This is a genomic window from Pseudomonas sp. B16120, assembly GCF_044218845.1.
GTDB lineage: Bacteria > Pseudomonadota > Gammaproteobacteria > Pseudomonadales > Pseudomonadaceae > Aquipseudomonas > Aquipseudomonas paracarnis.
This window is the reverse complement of record NZ_CP162588.1, coordinates 6,115,612-6,131,307: the sequence shown is the minus strand read 5'-3', so window position 1 is coordinate 6,131,307 and position 15,696 is coordinate 6,115,612. Positions and strand designations below refer to the sequence as shown.

Sequence of the window (15,696 nt, the reverse complement as noted above, 5' to 3'; positions counted from 1 at the left end):
AGCAAGTTCGCTCCTACAGGTGGGAGTGTGCCTTAGGGCTTGAGGCTGACTTTCGAATAGTCCTGGCGCCCGAACGGGCTTACCTGGTACCCCTGGATGTTCTTGCGGGTCAAGGCAAACGCCGTCGGATGCGCCAGTGGCAGCCACAGCGCCTGTTGCTGGATCTGCGCCTGGGCCTGCTGATACAGCTTGCTGCGCACACCTTGCTCACTGGTGGTTTTGCCCGCGCTGATCAACTTATCCAGGGTGGGATCGCAATAGCGGGCAAAGTTGGTGCCGGACTTCACCGCTGCGCATGAGAACTGCGGCGTCAGGAAGTTATCCGGGTCGCCGTTGTCGCCGGCCCAGCCCATGAACAGCAAGTCGTGCTCGCCGGCCTTGGCGCGGCGGATCAACTCGCCCCATTCGATCACGCGAATCTCGGCCTGGATGCCAACCTTGGCCAGGTCGGCCTGCAACAGTTGGGCGCCGAGGTTCGGGTTGGGGTTCAGCAGGCTGCCCGTAGGGCGGGTCCATATTGTGGTCTTGAAGCCGTCCTTGAGCCCGGCGCGGCCCAGCAGCGCCTTGGCTTTGGCGAGGTCCTGCGGGTAGCCTGGCAACTCCTTGGCATAGCTCCAGGTGTTCGGCGGGTAGACACCGTTGGCTGCTTCGGCGGTGCCTTCGAACACGGCCTTGAGGTAGCTGCCCTTATCAAAGGCCAGGTTGATCGCCTGGCGCACTTCGGGCTTGTCCAGCGGTGGGTGCTGGCTGTTGATGGCGACGAACGCGGTCATGAAGGCGGCGGTTTTTTCCACCTTCAGCGCCGAGTCTTTTTCGGCCTCGCCCACATCCAGGGGCTTGGGTGACAGGGCGATCTGGCATTCATCGCGGTGCAGCTTCTGCAGGCGTACGTTGGCGTCCGGGGTGATGGCGAAAATCAGGTTATCCACCGCCGGTTTGCCGGCGAAGTAGTCCGGGTTGGCCTTGTAACGCACCACGGCATCTTTCTGGAAACGCACGAACACAAACGGGCCGGTGCCGATTGGCTGGCTGTTGAGCTTCTCGGGTGTGCCGGCCTTGAGCAATTTATCGGCATATTCAGCCGGATAGATCGAGGCAAAGCCCATGCTCAGTGCTGGTAAGAAGGTGGAATCGGCATGGTCGAGGGTGAAGCGCACGGTCAGTGGGTCAAGGGCGTCGATTTTCTTGACCAGTGTGGGCAATTGCAGGGATTGGGCGTGAGGAAAGCCGCTCTGGGCGATCTTGTGCCACGGGTTGGCCGGGTCGAGCATGCGCTCGAAGCTGAAGCGCACGTCTTCGGCGGTCAAGGTGCGGCTTGGGCTGAAATAACTGGTGCGATGGAATTTCACATCGGGGTGCAGTTTGAAGGTGTACGTCAGCCCATCGGGCGACACTTCCCAGCTGTCTGCAAGGCTCGGTACCAACTTGCCACTGGCCGCGTCGAATTCCACTAAACGGTTCATCAGCACGTCGGCCGAGGCGTTGGTGGTGGTCAGTGAGTTGTACTGCACCACATCGAAGCCTTCGGGGCTGGCCTCGGTGCATACGCTCAAGTTGGTGGCCGCAACGGCCATCGGCGCAATAAAGAGAGGGGCAAGCAATAGCGGTAGGGCAGCGAGGCGCATATTCGGTTTCCTGTGCAGATCGAAGGCCCATCTGCGAGTGCAGTCTGGAAAAAGCCTACCGTAGAGGTCTGATTGATAAATGACTAGCCCATTTTTGCCTGTGCTTTTGGCCAAAATGCTGTTTTGATGGCGCCTCAGCGTGTTTCGCCGTGCACTTCCCTGTGACCGCAGGCGTTGTAAATCATTCTGTGCGACGAGCGGTCGGCTGTTACAGCGGCCCCTCCTGGCAGCGGTTCAGGCACTTGTGGCCAAGATTTACGCTGCTAAAAGTACACAGGTTGTTGTTGCACTGGGGTCTTTCTGGTATAAAGCAGCGCTCTTTTCTAGGGGCCCGGTTCCTTCACTGTAGGTGTAGCCGGTAAGACCCTAAAGAAACGCGGCGCCTGGCGCCAAATGACTGAGAGATTAAGCGGCCAACCCATGCCGGGTTGGGCATGTGGTTTTAGAGGGCTGAGGCATGTCGAGAGTCTGTCAAGTTACCGGTAAGGGTCCGGTGACTGGGAATAACATTTCCCACGCAAATAACAAAACCCGTCGTCGTTTCCTGCCGAACCTGCAGCATCACCGCTTCTGGGTTGAAGAAGAGAAACGTTTCGTGCGTCTGCGCGTATCTGCTAAAGGCATGCGTATTATCGACAAGCGTGGCATCACTGTCGTGCTGGCCGAAATCCGCGCCGCTGGCAAGATCTAAGGAGCTCTATCATGCGTGAATTGATTCGAATGATCTCTAGCGCCGGTACTGGTCACTTCTACACTACCGACAAGAACAAGCGTACTACCCCGGACAAGCTCGAAAAGAAAATGTTCGACCCGCGCGTTCGCAAGCACGTGATCTACAAAGAAGGCAAAATCAAGTAATTGATTTTCCTCCTTGTGAAAAAAAGCCCGTATCTCACGATGCGGGCTTTTTTTTGCCTGATCGTTCCCACGCTCTGCTGATCGTTCCCACGCTCTGCGTGGGAATGCCGTCTCGGACGCTTAGCGTCCCGTTGTCGATCAATCAATGATCAGGCTTTCTCTTCAAACACCACGTAGATCTTGCGGCACGCTTCCAGCACTTCCCAGGTACCGCTGAAACCGGCAGGGATCACAAAGCGATCGCCGGCCCGCAGGGTCTTGGCATTCCCCTCGGCATCACGCAACACCGACACGCCTTGCACGATCTCGCAGTACTCATGCTCGGTGTAGTTGACCTTCCACTGGCCCACTTCACCTTCCCAGACGCCGGCGTTCATCTGGCCGCATGGGCTGTTGTAGTGGTTGTAGAGTGTCTGCTCGGGATCGCCCTTGAGGATTTTCTCGGCGGCAGGGCGGTAGCGTTCGGGGGCGGTGTTGGCTTGGCTGAAATCGACGATGTCCTGGATGCTCATGTGCATTTCCCGTCTGGCCTGCGGTTGGAGAGTCCAAAGTCTATGTTTATTAAAATGAACATCGCAAGGGCGTTTGCCGCCGTTATGTCAAATATATTGAAACATCCCCAGCCGCTGGTTTAGGGTGGCAGCTGCCTTGAGCCGAACAGCAGGCTGGTCGGGCAAGCATTCGTGATGGCGCCGGGATAAACCTCCCAGGCCCTTGTATTCAATAAGAGGAGGACACTCGCATGACCACCCTGACCCGTGCCGACTGGGAACAACGCGCCAAGGCTCTGAAGATCGAAGGCCGCGCCTATATCAATGGCGAATACACCGCCGCCGTTTCCGGTGACACCTTCGAATGCATCAGCCCGGTGGATGGGCGCTTGCTGGCCACTGTCGCCAGCTGTGATGCCAGCGATGCCCAGCGCGCCGTGGAAAATGCGCGTGCCACTTTCAATTCCGGCGTGTGGTCGCGCCTGGCACCGGCCAAGCGCAAGTCCGTCATGATCCGTTTCGCCGCGCTGCTCAAGGCTAACGCCGAAGAACTGGCGCTGCTTGAAACCCTGGATATGGGCAAGCCCATCAGCGATTCCCTGAACATCGACGTCCCCGGCGCGGCGCAAGCCCTGAGCTGGAGCGGCGAGGCGATCGACAAGATCTACGACGAAGTCGCCGCCACGCCCCACGATCAACTGGGCCTGGTGACCCGCGAGCCCGTCGGTGTTGTTGGCGCCATCGTGCCGTGGAACTTCCCGTTGATGATGGCGTGCTGGAAACTCGGCCCGGCGCTGTCCACCGGCAACTCTGTCATCCTGAAGCCGTCCGAAAAATCCCCGCTCACCGCCATCCGCATCGCCGCGTTGGCCGTTGAGGCTGGTATTCCAAAAGGCGTGTTCAACGTGCTGCCTGGCTATGGCCACACCGTGGGTAACGCCCTGGCGGTGCACATGGACGTCGATACCCTGGTGTTCACGGGCTCCACCAAGATCGCCAAGCAACTGTTGATCCGCTCCGGCGAGTCGAACATGAAGCGTGTATGGCTGGAAGCCGGTGGCAAGAGCCCGAACATCGTGTTTGCCGACGCGCCGAACCTGCAAGCGGCGGCCGAATCCGCCGCCAGCGCCATTGCCTTCAACCAGGGCGAAGTCTGCACTGCCGGCTCGCGCCTGCTGGTCGAGCGTTCGATCAAAGACACCTTCCTGCCGCTGGTGATCGAGGCCCTCAAGGGCTGGAAACCCGGCAATCCACTGGACCCAGCCACCACTGTGGGTGCATTGGTGGATACGCAACAGATGAACACCGTGCTTTCGTACATTGAAGCCGGCCACGCCGACGGCGCCAAGCTGGTCGCGGGTGGCAAGCGCACCCTGGAAGAGTCCGGCGGCACCTACGTCGAGCCGACGATTTTCGACGGCGTGACCAATGCCATGAAGATCGCCCAGGAAGAGATCTTTGGCCCGGTCCTGTCGGTGATCACTTTCGACAGCGCCGAAGAAGCCATCGCCATCGCCAACGACACCCAATACGGCCTGGCTGCGGCGGTGTGGACGGCGGATATCTCCAAGGCACACCTGACGGCCAAGGCTCTGCGCGCCGGCAGCGTGTGGGTTAACCAGTACGACGGCGGCGACATGACCGCACCGTTCGGTGGTTTCAAGCAGTCGGGTAATGGCCGCGACAAGTCGCTGCATGCATTCGACAAGTACACCGAGCTGAAGGCGACCTGGATCAAGCTCTAAGCAACACTGCTGATCCCCTGTAGGAGCGAGCCTGTGTGGGAACTGGCTTGCCTGCGATAGCATCACTGAGGTGTGGCTGACACACCGAGGCGTCTGTATCGCAGGCAAGCCAGCTCCCACATAAGCTCGCTCCTACAGTTCGTTTTGCGAAGCAGAATTATCCACAGGAGCGTGGCAATGCGTTGGGCGACATATTTCGCCGTGCTGGCCTCGGTACTCAGCGTTGGCCTGGCCCTGGGTGTCAGCATGCCGTTGGTATCCCTGCGTCTTGAAGGTTGGGGTTATGGCAGTTTCGCCATTGGCGTGATGGCGGCGATGCCGGCATTCGGCGTACTGCTGGGCGCCAAGGTCTCCAGCCGCATGGCGTCCTGGCTCGGCACTGCCAACCTGATGCGCCTGTGCCTGTGGGCCGGTGCGGTGTCCATCGGCTTGCTGGCGATCCTGCCCAGCTACCCGGTGTGGCTGGTGCTCAGGCTGATGATCGGGGTGATCCTGACCATCGTATTTATCCTGGGTGAAAGCTGGATCAACCAATTGGTGGTCGAGCAGTGGCGTGGCCGCCTGGTGGCGCTCTACGGCTGCAGTTATGCCTTGAGCCAACTGTCGGGGCCGTTGCTGTTGGGCCTGATTGGCACCGACCATGACTACGGCTTCTGGGTCGGCGCGGGCCTTTTGGTGCTGGCGCCGCTGCTGTTGCTGGGACGTACCGGCGCGCCGACGGCGGATTCGTTCAGCGTGACCTTTGGCGACCTGTGGCGCTTTTGCCTGGGCCTGCCGGCGATTGCCTGGGCCGTGGCGTTGTTTGCTGCCTTCGAAGCGATGATTCTGACGTTGTTGCCGGTGTACTGCCTGCAACAGGGTTTTACCGCTGAGATCGCCTTGGCGATGGTCAGCACGGTGGTGGTGGGCGATGCGTTGCTGCAATTGCCCATTGGCGCGCTGGCCGACTACCTGCCGCGACGCACTCTGTTTCTGGCCTGTGCACTGCTGTTACTGGCGTCGAGCCTGGCGGTGCCGTTATTGATGCACACCTTGCTGATCTGGCCGGTGTGGGTGCTGTTCGGCGCCAGTGCCGGCGGTTTGTTTACCTTGTCGCTGATTTTGATTGGCGAGCGCTACCGCGACGATGCGTTGGTGCGTGCCAACGCTCACGTGGCGCAGCTGTGGGGCATTGGCTGCCTGATCGGGCCGCTGGTGGCAGGAGCGGGCAGCCAGTGGATCAGCGGGCATGCGCTACCGCTGCTGATGGCCGCCGGGGCGCTGGGGTTGGTGGTGCTGTTGCTGCGCCAGGGGGCTTTCGGCGCTACGCAGCCGGCCTGACCTTTAAACGCGGCCAATGTGGGAGCTGGCTTGCCTGCGATGACGGTTTGTCAGCCAGCGGATTTGTTGTCTGGCACACCGCTATCGCGGGCAAGCCCGGCTCCCACAGGTGATCCGCAGGGGTTTTAGAGCATGCGTTCCAGGCCAACACTGGTGGCGAACCAGGCGTTGAACCGCCGCCACCAATTGCCCGGTTCGCGCGTCAGAGTGTGCATCTGGCCGTTGTCTTCTGTCACCCACACCACTTGGCCGTCCTGCAGTTTGGCCTCATAGCTCAACGCTGGCGCCATACCTTCCAGCGCCAGGTTGCGCACGTGTTCGGCCAGTTCGGGGCTGTCCACCAGTACGCCGACTTCGGTGTTCCACAGCACTGAGCGCGGGTCGAAATTGAATGAGCCGATAAACGACTTTTCTCGATCGAAAATCATCGCCTTGCTGTGCAGGCTGGAGTCCGAGCCGCGCCAGCTGCCATGCCGAAACAGGTGCGGGCCGCTGCTTGCGCTGGGGTCGCCCGGTTGCCGGCGCAACTCATAGAGCTTTACTCCGTGCTCCAGCAGCGCCTTGCGATACGGCGCATAACCGCCGTGCACGGCCGGTACGTCGGTGGCTTCGAGGGCGTTGGTCAGCAGGCGCACCGAAACACCCGCATCGGCACGCCCTGTGAGGTAGACCAGCCCAGGTTGGCCCGGTACGAAGTAAGCCGAAATCATGATCAGCTCATGGCTGACCCCCGCCAGCTCTGGCGCCAGCTGGGTGGTCAGCAACAGTCGCGGGTCGGGGTCGGCCTTGGCCAGTACCTTGCTCGGTGCGTCCCACAGCGCCTGGTTCCAGGCCCAGATCAACTCGCGGCGCCAGATGTCCATGCGGGGCTGGGTCTGGTAAGTGCGCAGGCGGTTATACAGCGCGTGGTTCTGCTGACGGGACTGAGCCAGGGAGGCTTCAAGGCGCCCGCGGGCGACGGCGAGGTCGACCTTGGAGGGTTTGTTCGAGACGAAGTCATCGATAGGCTTGCTCAAGGCGCTGTTCCAGTACTGGTCGAAGCTGTGACCCAATTGCTCGGCTACCGGCCCGACGCTGAGCATGTCGATGTCGGTGAAATTCAGGTTGGGTTCGGCGTCGAAATACTCGTCGCCCAGGTTGCGCCCGCCAACGATGGCCACGCTGTTATCGGCCAGCCACAGCTTGTTATGCATGCGCCGGTGTTGCAGCGACAGGTTGAATACACGGCCCATGGCGCGTGTAACGCCGGTGCTGCGCCCCAGGTGCAGCGGGTTGAACAGGCGTATCTGCACCTTGGGATGGGCGGCGAGGGTGGCGATGATCTGGTCGAGGCCATCGCTGGTGGTGTCGTCCAGTAGAATGCGTACGCGCACCCCGCGGTCGGCGGCCTTGAGCAGTTCGTCCACAAGCATGCGTGTGCTGATGCCGTCGTGCACGATGTAGTACTGCAAGTCGAGGCTGGTCTGGGCGTTGCGGATCAGCTCGGCGCGGGCCATGAAGGCTTCACTGCTGTTGGGCAGCAAACGAAAGCCCGAGCGCCCTTGGTAGGGGGCGGCCTGGGCCTGGATCGAGCGACCGAACGAGGAGTCCTTCGCCGGCAGGGCATCGCTGGGGATGCGCGGGGTGTCGACCGTGGCGCAGCCGCCCAGGGCCAGGGCGGCCAGCAGGCAAAACGGTAAAAGCCGTCGAATCATCAAGGAAACTGCTTCCAGGTCAGGGCGGTTGTGGCATATGACGGCAATTGCTCGGGAAAGGTCAGTCCGCCGTCTCTTCCAGCATCTTGCCAGCGGCAGCACCTACCTTGCGCACGGCCTCTTCAATCTGCGCTGTTGGCTTGGCAGCGTAGTTCATGCGCAAGCAGTTACGGTACTTGCCGGAAGCGGAGAAGATACTGCCTACCGCCACCTGTACGCCTTGTTCCACCAGCACGCGGTTGAGCTTCAAGGTGTCGAAGCCCTCCGGCAGCTCGATCCATAACATAAAGCTGCCCTGGGGCCGGCTGGCACGCGTACCAGCGGGAAAATAACGGCTGACCCAATCCAGCATCAAGTCGCGATTACGTTGGTATTGGGTGCGCATCCTGCGTAAATGCGGCTCGAAATGACCGCCTTTGAGGAATTCTGCAATGGCAATCTGCGGCTGTGTAGCCGTAGAACCGGTGCTGATGTATTTCATGTGCAGCACCCGTTCCAGATAGCGTCCCGGTGCGACCCAGCCAATGCGCAGACCGGGCGCCAGGGTTTTGGAGAACGAGCTGCACAGCAGCACACGCCCGTCTTCATCGAAGGACTTGATGGTGCGCGGGCGTGGGTAGCTGTAGGCCAGCTCGCCATACACATCGTCTTCGATAATCGCCACGTCAAAGCGCTGGGCCAGGGTCAGCAAGGCGCGTTTGCGCGCTTCCGGCATGATGTAGCCCAAGGGGTTGTTGCAGTTTGGGGTGAGCTGGATGACTTTGATCGGCCACTGTTCCAGCGCCAGTTCCAGGGCCTCCAGGCTGATGCCGGTGAGCGGGTCGGTGGGGATTTCCAGGGCTTTCATGCCCAGGCCCTTGAGGGTCTGCATGGCACCGTGGAAGCTGGGCGAATCCACCGCGACGATATCGCCGGGCTCACAAATGGCGTGAATGCTGGCGGAGAGGGCTTCGTGGCAACCGGTGGTGATCACGATGTCTTCGGCGCTCAGTTGGCAACCGGAGTCCAATGAAAGCCGGGCGATTTGCTCACGCAGTTCCATACAGCCGAGGATATTGTCGTAATACAGCCCCGGCAGGTCTTGGCGCCGGCTGACACGGGCGAGGCTACGCAGCAGCGGCTTCAAGGTGGGCGACAATACATCCGGCATGCCCCGACCCATCTGTATGACGTCTTTGCGCGGCACCGCACGAATCAGTTCCAGCACCAGGTCCCACTGGGAGATTTCCACTGGCCGTTGGGCCGGGCGGCCAATCTCGGGCAGTGCCGGCAGTTCACGGCCCACCGGAACAAAATAGCCCGACTTGGGCTTGGGCATCGCCAGGCCGTTGTCTTCGAGCAACCGATACGCCTGCTGCACGGTGCTCAGGCTCACCCCATGTTCCACACTCAAGGCCCGCACCGAGGGCAGTCGATCGCCCGGACGATAGAAGCCCTGTTCAATGCGGGTGCCGAGCAATTCGGCGAGGTTGACGTAAAGAGTCATGGTGGTCGCTCCCGAGGGACCAGTACAGATAAAGGGAAAATACAGGATTCAGCCACGCATAGGGAGTATCTGTATGGATCTAATAAAAGTTGGCTGAATCTGTAATGGTTCTGGCCGCCCGCGCATGCTGGTCACTCAAGGCAACAGGCCAATGAGGGGCAGTCAAATGAGCGGCATGAGCGATGTACGGCTGGCGTTACGCAGTCAGGAACTGGAAGCGGGGCAGGAGCAGGCGCTCACTGCCCCGGCGCCTGGCCGCTGGCATCTGTTCTGGCGCCGTCGCCATACGCGCAAGGCCCTGCTGGACCTGAGCCGCGAGCAGTTACGCGACATCGGGCTGACCGCCGAGCAGGCGCGCCGTGAGGGTTTGAAACCCTTCTGGCGCGATTGATCAGAGCAGTTCTTTGAGGCGGTGCCAGAGCATCCCCAGGGCCAGCAACGGAGAACGCAGGTGTTTGCCGCCGGGGAAGGTGATGTGTGGCACCTGAGCGAATAGATCGAAGCGCCCCTGTTGCTGGCCGCTGATGGCCTCGGCCAGCAGCTTGCCCGCCAGGTGCGTGGCGTTGAGGCCATGGCCGGCATAGGCCTGGGCGTAATACACGTTGGGTTGATCGGCCAGGCGGCCAATCTGCGGCAGGCGGTTGGCGCCGATGCCGATCATGCCGCCCCATTGGTAGTCGATTTTCACGTCTGCCAATTGGGGGAATACCTGCAGCATCTTCGGCCGCATGTAGGCGCCGATGTCCTTGGGGTCTCGACCGGAGTAGTGGCAGGCGCCGCCGAACAACAGGCGACGGTCGGCGGACAGGCGGAAGTAATCCACCGTCACGCGCTGGTCACACACGGCCATGTTCTGCGGTAACAGGCTGGTGGCTTGCGCCTCGCTCAAGGGCTCGGTGGCAATGATGTAGCTGCCGGCGGGCAACACCTTGCCGCTCAGTTGCGGGTTGAGCCCGTTCAGGTAGGCGTTGCAGGCCAGTACCAGGGTCTTGGCGCGCACAGTGCCTTGGGCGGTGTGCACCTTGACCTCAGGACCATAGTCGATACGGGTCACTTGGGATTGCTCGTACAGCGCCACGCCCAACTGCTGGGCAACGGCAGCCTCACCCAGTGCCAGGTTCAGCGGGTGCAGATGGCCGGAACCCATATCGATCATGCCGCCTACATAGCGATCAGAGCCGATTACGGTGCCCATCTCGCTGGCTTGCAACAGGCGCACTTCGTGGCGGTAACCCAGGCTGCGCAGCTCTTCGGCATCCTCGGCCAGGCCCTGCAGGTCGCGGGGTTTGTTGGCCAGGTCGCAGTAGCCCCAAGTCAGGTCACAGGGGATCTGGAAGCGCTCCACACGCTCGCGCACGATCTCCACGGCTTCCAGGCCCATCAGCTTCATCTGGCGCACGCCGTCGCTGCCGATCACCTGGGTGAACTGATCCAGCCCGTGGCCGACACCGCGAATCAACTGGCCGCCATTGCGCCCGCTGGCGCCCCAACCGATTTTGCGCGCCTCCAGCAACACCACGCGAAAGCCGCGCTCGGCCAATTCCAAGGCGGTGTTGAGCCCGGAGAACCCCCCGCCGATCACACAGACATCGGCGTTTACCTCACCGGTCAGCGTCGGGTAATCCGGTTGCGGCACGCTGCTGGCGGCGTAGTAGGAAGCGGTGTGCCGGGCGCTGGCGGTCATGGGGAACCTCCCTGTCTGGAAAATTTGACGCAGGATACAGTGGTCGCACGACGCTGTCTGCGCGGGGCGTTTTGCGTCAGAATCCACGTCTATTCGCCGTTCGGTATGGGTTTCGATGAGTTGCAACAGTCAGAAAATCAGCGCGCTGCGTCGCCAGATTCCTTCGTTCGAGTGCGTCCCCGGTTGCCACGACTGCTGTGGGCCGGTGACCACCTCGCCCGAGGAAATGTCGCGCCTGCCGCGCAAGACCGCTGCCGAGCAAGAGGCGGCGATGGACGAGCTGAACTGCGTGCATCTGGGGCCCAAGGGTTGCACGGTGTATGACGAGCGGCCGCTGATCTGTCGCCTGTTCGGCACCACCAAGACCTTGCCGTGCCCTAATGGCCGCCGGCCAGTGGAGCTGATTCATCCGCGGGTGGAGAAGCAGATTCATGAGTACATGGCGAGTACCCGGCAGGTGTTGGTCTAGCGGATGTATTCGGTTAAAACCAAGGGAGCAGGCAAGCCAGCTCCCACATTTGACCGTGTTGTGTCAGTGGGTCAGTCAGGGATCGGCAGGTTCAGGCTTTCTTTCACCTCTTCCATCACGATATAGCTCTTGGATTCGCGCACATGGGGGAGTTTGAGCAGGATATCGCCCAGCAATTTGCGGTACGAAGCCATCTCCGAGATTCGCGCTTTCACCAGGTAGTCGAAATCACCCGACACTAGATGGCACTCCAGCACGTGAGGCAGTTTCAGCACGGCTCGGCGGAATTCTTCAAAGGTGTCACCCGACTTGTAATCCAGGCTGATCTCGACAAATACCAGCAAACTGCCCTTCAAATGCTGGGGATTGAGCCGTGCGTTGTAGCCCATGATGATCCCTTCGCGCTCCAGGCGCCGCACGCGCTCGGTGCAGGGCGTGGTGGACAGCCCGACCTTTTCCCCCAGCTCCGTGAACGAGATGCGCCCGTCGGTTTGCAGGATGCGCAGGATATTGCGGTCGATCTTGTCCAGCTCCCGTTTGGTCTGGGTGTTGGTACGCATAGGGGATACGCCTCTGTCAAAAGGGTTTTTGCCAAGAATTGTCGCCAAATATAGGCATTTATATAGTGAAATGCACTGTCGATTGTTTTTTACACTGCGCCCATCATTGCTCGAATAACACACGTCAGCGGCCAAGCCCGCGATGAGGATATAAAAATGCGCGTTCTGGTCTTGGGTAGCGGCGTCATTGGGGTGACCAGTGCCTATTATTTGGCGCGGGCCGGCTTTGATGTCGTGGTGGTTGATCGTCAGCCTGCCGCTGCCATGGAAACCAGTTTCGCCAACGCCGGCCAGGTCTCCCCTGGGTATGCTTCGCCCTGGGCCGCGCCGGGTGTGCCACTCAAGGCAATCAAGTGGCTGTTGCAACGCCACGCGCCGTTGGCAATCAAGGCCACTGCTGATATCGACCAATACCTGTGGATGGCGCAGATGCTGCGCAACTGCACGGCCAGCCGCTACGCGGTGAACAAGGAGCGCATGGTGCGCCTGTCCGAGTACAGCCGCGACTGCCTCGACGAATTGCGCGCCGAGACCGGCATTGCCTACGAAGGGCGCAGCCTCGGGACTACCCAACTGTTCCGCACCCAGGCCCAGCTCGATGGCGCCGCCAAGGACATCGCCGTGCTGAAAGAGTCCGGTGTGCCGTTCGAATTGCTCGACCGAGCCGGCATTGCCCGGGTTGAACCGGCTCTGGGCAGCGTCACCGATATCCTCGCGGGTGCCTTGCGCCTGCCCAACGACCAGACGGGCGATTGCCAGATATTCACCACGCGCCTGGTCGACATGTGCAAACAATTGGGCGTGGAATTCCGCTTCGAACAAGACATCCAGCGCCTGGACTACGCAGGCGACCGCATCAATGGTGTGCTGATCGACGGCAAGCTGGAAACCGCCGACCGCTATGTACTGGCCCTCGGCAGTTACTCGCCCAAGTTACTCAAGCCATTGGGCATCAAGGCGCCGGTGTACCCGCTCAAGGGCTACTCGCTGACCGTGCCGATCACTAACCCGGCAATGGCGCCGACCTCGACCATTCTCGATGAAACCTACAAAGTCGCGATCACCCGTTTCGACAACCGTATTCGCGTCGGTGGCATGGCTGAAATAGCCGGTTTTGACCTGTCGCTGAACCCGCGGCGACGTGAAACCCTGGAGATGATCGTCAACGACCTTTATCCTCAGGGCGGCGATCTGGCCCAAGCCAGTTTCTGGACCGGCCTGCGCCCGACCACCCCAGACGGCACGCCGATTGTGGGTGCCACGCCGTTCAAGAACCTGTTCCTGAATACAGGCCACGGTACCCTCGGTTGGACCATGGCCTGTGGTTCGGGTCGCTTGCTGGCCGACCTGATGGCGAAGAAAACGCCGCAGATCAGCGCCGCAGGCCTCGATATTTCCCGTTATGGCAACCACCAGGAGTCCGCACAACATGTCAATCCAGCGCCAGCTCACCAATGAGCGCATGAGCCAGATCGTTGTCCACAGCGGTACCGTGTACCTGGCAGGGCAGGTAGGCGACGACATGAGCGCCGGGATTGAACAGCAAACCCGTGAAACCCTGGTCAATATCGAGCGCTTGCTGGACTTGGCCGGTACTGACAAGTCCAGGTTGCTGTCGGTGACGATCTACCTGAAAGACATCGACGCCGACTTCGCCGGCATGAACGCGGTGTGGGACAAGTGGCTGCCCAAAGGCGTCGCCCCGGCCCGCGCCACTGTGCAAGCCAAGCTGTGCGAACCCGAGATTCTGGTAGAGCTGTCAGTCGTGGCTGCGCTGCCTTAACAATGATCCCTCTCCCGGTGCCGGCGTTGTTGGTCTGCACCGGTTTTTTTATTGACTTTGCTGCCTAGAAGCCTGCCGACATGCGTCCAGCCCGTGCCCTGATCGATCTCCAAGCCCTGCGCCATAACTACCAATTGGCCCGAGAAGTCACCGGGGCCAAGGCCCTCGCCGTGATCAAGGCCGATGCCTACGGCCATGGCGCGGTGCCCGTGGCCCAGGCACTGGAGGCGCAAGCCGACGGGTTCGCGGTGGCGTGCATCGAGGAAGCGCTGGAACTGCGCGCCGCCGGCATTCGTGCGCCGGTGTTGCTGCTGGAAGGTTTTTTCGAAGCCGACGAGTTGCCGCTGATCATCGAGCAGGATTTGTGGTGCGTGGTGCATTCGCTGTGGCAGTTGGACGCCATCGAGCAAGCTCGTTTGAGCAAGCCGCTGACAGTGTGGCTGAAGCTGGACTCGGGCATGCACCGTGTGGGCCTGCACCCCAAGGATTACCAGGAAGCGTATCAGCGCCTGCTGGCGAGTGGCAAAGTGGCGAAAATCGTGCTGATGAGTCATTTTGCCCGCGCCGATGAGCTCGATTGCGTCAGCAGCAACGAACAAGTAACGGTGTTTGAGGCGGCGCGTCAGGGGCTGGCGGCTGAGGTCAGCCTGCGCAACTCACCGTCTGTATTGGGCTGGCCGAGCGTGTCCAGCGACTGGGTGCGCCCCGGTATCATGCTTTACGGCGCAACGCCCTTTGGCGAAGACCAGGCCATTGCGGCGCGCTTGCAGCCGGTGATGACCCTGGAGTCCAAAGTGATCTGCGTACGCGAATTGCCGGCCGGTGAGCCGGTGGGCTATGGCGCCAGGTTCGTCACGTCCAAGCCGATGCGCATCGGCGTGGTTGCCATGGGCTATGCCGACGGTTACCCGCGCCATGCGCCTACCGGCACACCGGTGCTGGTCGCTGGCCAGCGCAGCCGGCTGCTGGGGCGCGTGTCCATGGACATGCTGTGTGTCGACCTCACCGACTTGCCCCAGGCGGGCCTTGGTTCCACCGTAGAGCTGTGGGGCAAGCACATCCTCGCCAGCGATGTGGCCGTGGCCGCCGAGACCATCCCTTATCAGATTTTCTGCAATCTGCGCCGAGTGCCAAGGCTCTATAGCGGCGCTTAGCCGCCGGCAACGAACCGAGCACGCCGGGATTTAGGCCCAAGTGTTGTAAATACTGAACGCTGTCGCCATGATAACGCTCAATTACAACAAAGCCTGAATCCTAGGAGGCTCCTGCATTGGACGTCGGCGAACGACTGCAATCCATCCGTAAACTCAAAGGTCTTTCCCAGCGTGAGCTCGCCAAGCGTGCGGGCGTCACCAACAGCACCATTTCGATGATCGAGAAAAACAGCGTCAGCCCCTCGATCAGCTCCCTGCGCAAGGTGCTGGGCGGTATCCCCATGTCCATGGTCGAGTTCTTTTCCGAAGAAGTCCTCCAGGAAATACCGACGCAGATCGTCTATAAAGCCAATGAGCTGATCGACATCTCTGACGGTGCCGTCACCATGAAACTGGTGGGCCGGGCGCGCCCAAGCCGGGCCATCGCATTTCTCAATGAAATCTACCCTCCGGGTGCCGACACGGGCGAAGAAATGCTCACTCATGAAGGCGAAGAAACCGGAATTCTGGTGGAAGGGCGCCTGGAATTGGTGGTCGGCCTTGAAACTTTTGTGCTCGAAGCGGGCGATAGCTACTACTTTGAAAGCACCAGGCCTCATCGTTTTCGCAATCCGTTCGACGTGCCGGCGCGACTAATCAGCGCAGCCACACCCGCGAACTTTTAAGAATAGAGGCGCCCTGCCAGCGTTGCAGAGGTTCCCGCAGCTGTACACCGTGAGGCCGAATCTCCCTTTATTTAATAGGGTTGTTTCGGCCAGGCGGGCTAACCGTTATACTTTCGCCGCCTGCGAAACCGTGGCCGCAGGCGTGAATAGCCACCATTGAGG

Annotated in this window: 16 protein-coding genes; 10 read left to right on the top strand and 6 right to left on the bottom strand. The window is 60.8% G+C overall.

The window, feature by feature from the left end; all coding sequences use genetic code 11:
• Window positions 1-32 precede the first annotated feature (32 nt).
• Window positions 33-1,625 carry an ABC transporter substrate-binding protein gene (locus AB4P90_RS28735; RefSeq protein WP_014720479.1) on the bottom strand — a complete coding sequence of 531 codons (1,593 nt, stop codon included), beginning with the start codon at window positions 1,623-1,625 and terminating at the stop codon, window positions 33-35.
• A 457-nt stretch (window positions 1,626-2,082) separates the two neighbouring features.
• On the opposite strand from AB4P90_RS28735, the gene rpmB reads away from it, so the two are divergent.
• Window positions 2,083-2,316, top strand: a complete 234-nt coding sequence (gene rpmB / locus AB4P90_RS28730; RefSeq protein WP_003176907.1) for a 50S ribosomal protein L28 — start codon at window positions 2,083-2,085, stop codon at window positions 2,314-2,316.
• Between the two features lie 11 nt (window positions 2,317-2,327).
• Complete coding sequence (rpmG, locus tag AB4P90_RS28725; RefSeq protein WP_003176906.1) at window positions 2,328-2,483, top strand: 50S ribosomal protein L33; 156 nt, start codon at window positions 2,328-2,330, stop codon at window positions 2,481-2,483.
• 149 nt (window positions 2,484-2,632) lie between these two features.
• Here the strand turns inward: rpmG and AB4P90_RS28720 are convergent, their stop codons facing one another.
• On the bottom strand, window positions 2,633-2,995 hold the full coding sequence (locus tag AB4P90_RS28720) for a cupin domain-containing protein (protein ID WP_014720478.1): 363 nt from the start codon (window positions 2,993-2,995) through the stop codon (window positions 2,633-2,635).
• A 230-nt stretch (window positions 2,996-3,225) separates the two neighbouring features.
• Between AB4P90_RS28720 and AB4P90_RS28715 the strand changes: the two genes are divergently transcribed.
• Window positions 3,226-4,719 carry an aldehyde dehydrogenase gene (locus tag AB4P90_RS28715; protein ID WP_003195472.1) on the top strand — a complete coding sequence of 498 codons (1,494 nt, stop codon included), beginning with the start codon at window positions 3,226-3,228 and terminating at the stop codon, window positions 4,717-4,719.
• Window positions 4,720-4,896: 177 nt separating this feature from the next.
• Complete coding sequence (locus AB4P90_RS28710; protein ID WP_054919722.1) at window positions 4,897-6,039, top strand: MFS transporter; 1,143 nt, start codon at window positions 4,897-4,899, stop codon at window positions 6,037-6,039.
• A gap of 125 nt (window positions 6,040-6,164) precedes the next feature.
• Here AB4P90_RS28710 and AB4P90_RS28705 read toward each other — a convergent pair whose 3' ends face one another.
• Window positions 6,165-7,733, bottom strand: coding sequence for a phospholipase D family protein (locus AB4P90_RS28705; protein ID WP_014720476.1), 1,569 nt, complete (start codon window positions 7,731-7,733; stop codon window positions 6,165-6,167).
• A 61-nt stretch (window positions 7,734-7,794) separates the two neighbouring features.
• Entirely contained in the window at window positions 7,795-9,219 is a 1,425-nt protein-coding gene (locus AB4P90_RS28700; RefSeq protein WP_003195467.1) for a PLP-dependent aminotransferase family protein, read from the bottom strand.
• A 166-nt stretch (window positions 9,220-9,385) separates the two neighbouring features.
• Between AB4P90_RS28700 and AB4P90_RS28695 the strand changes: the two genes are divergently transcribed.
• Window positions 9,386-9,610, top strand: coding sequence for a DUF1127 domain-containing protein (locus AB4P90_RS28695; RefSeq protein WP_032901894.1), 225 nt, complete (start codon window positions 9,386-9,388; stop codon window positions 9,608-9,610).
• Here AB4P90_RS28695 and AB4P90_RS28690 read toward each other — a convergent pair whose 3' ends face one another.
• Window positions 9,611-10,903 (bottom strand): FAD-binding oxidoreductase, encoded by a 1,293-nt coding sequence (locus tag AB4P90_RS28690; RefSeq protein ID WP_103452384.1) that lies wholly within the window; start codon window positions 10,901-10,903, stop codon window positions 9,611-9,613.
• A gap of 115 nt (window positions 10,904-11,018) precedes the next feature.
• Between AB4P90_RS28690 and AB4P90_RS28685 the strand changes: the two genes are divergently transcribed.
• Window positions 11,019-11,372, top strand: a complete 354-nt coding sequence (locus AB4P90_RS28685) for a YkgJ family cysteine cluster protein (protein ID WP_003195461.1) — start codon at window positions 11,019-11,021, stop codon at window positions 11,370-11,372.
• A 71-nt stretch (window positions 11,373-11,443) separates the two neighbouring features.
• Here the strand turns inward: AB4P90_RS28685 and AB4P90_RS28680 are convergent, their stop codons facing one another.
• A complete protein-coding gene (locus AB4P90_RS28680; protein WP_003176896.1) occupies window positions 11,444-11,932 on the bottom strand; it encodes an Lrp/AsnC ligand binding domain-containing protein in 489 nt (162 codons plus the stop codon).
• 156 nt (window positions 11,933-12,088) lie between these two features.
• On the opposite strand from AB4P90_RS28680, the gene dadA reads away from it, so the two are divergent.
• The 4 genes from dadA (at window position 12,089) to AB4P90_RS28660 (ending at window position 15,534) form a co-directional block, all read left to right on the top strand.
• A complete protein-coding gene (gene dadA / locus AB4P90_RS28675; RefSeq protein WP_014720473.1) occupies window positions 12,089-13,390 on the top strand; it encodes a D-amino acid dehydrogenase in 1,302 nt (433 codons plus the stop codon).
• The gene (locus AB4P90_RS28670; RefSeq protein WP_014720472.1) at window positions 13,362-13,715 is read left to right on the top strand and encodes a RidA family protein; all 354 of its coding nucleotides are present in this window, start codon (window positions 13,362-13,364) and stop codon (window positions 13,713-13,715) included. The genes dadA and AB4P90_RS28670 overlap by 29 nt, the downstream gene beginning before the upstream one ends.
• Window positions 13,716-13,795: 80 nt before the next feature.
• Complete coding sequence (alr, locus tag AB4P90_RS28665; RefSeq protein ID WP_339232027.1) at window positions 13,796-14,869, top strand: alanine racemase; 1,074 nt, start codon at window positions 13,796-13,798, stop codon at window positions 14,867-14,869.
• A 116-nt stretch (window positions 14,870-14,985) separates the two neighbouring features.
• The gene (locus AB4P90_RS28660; RefSeq protein WP_014720470.1) at window positions 14,986-15,534 is read left to right on the top strand and encodes a cupin domain-containing protein; all 549 of its coding nucleotides are present in this window, start codon (window positions 14,986-14,988) and stop codon (window positions 15,532-15,534) included.
• The last annotated feature ends 162 nt before the right edge of the window (window positions 15,535-15,696 follow it).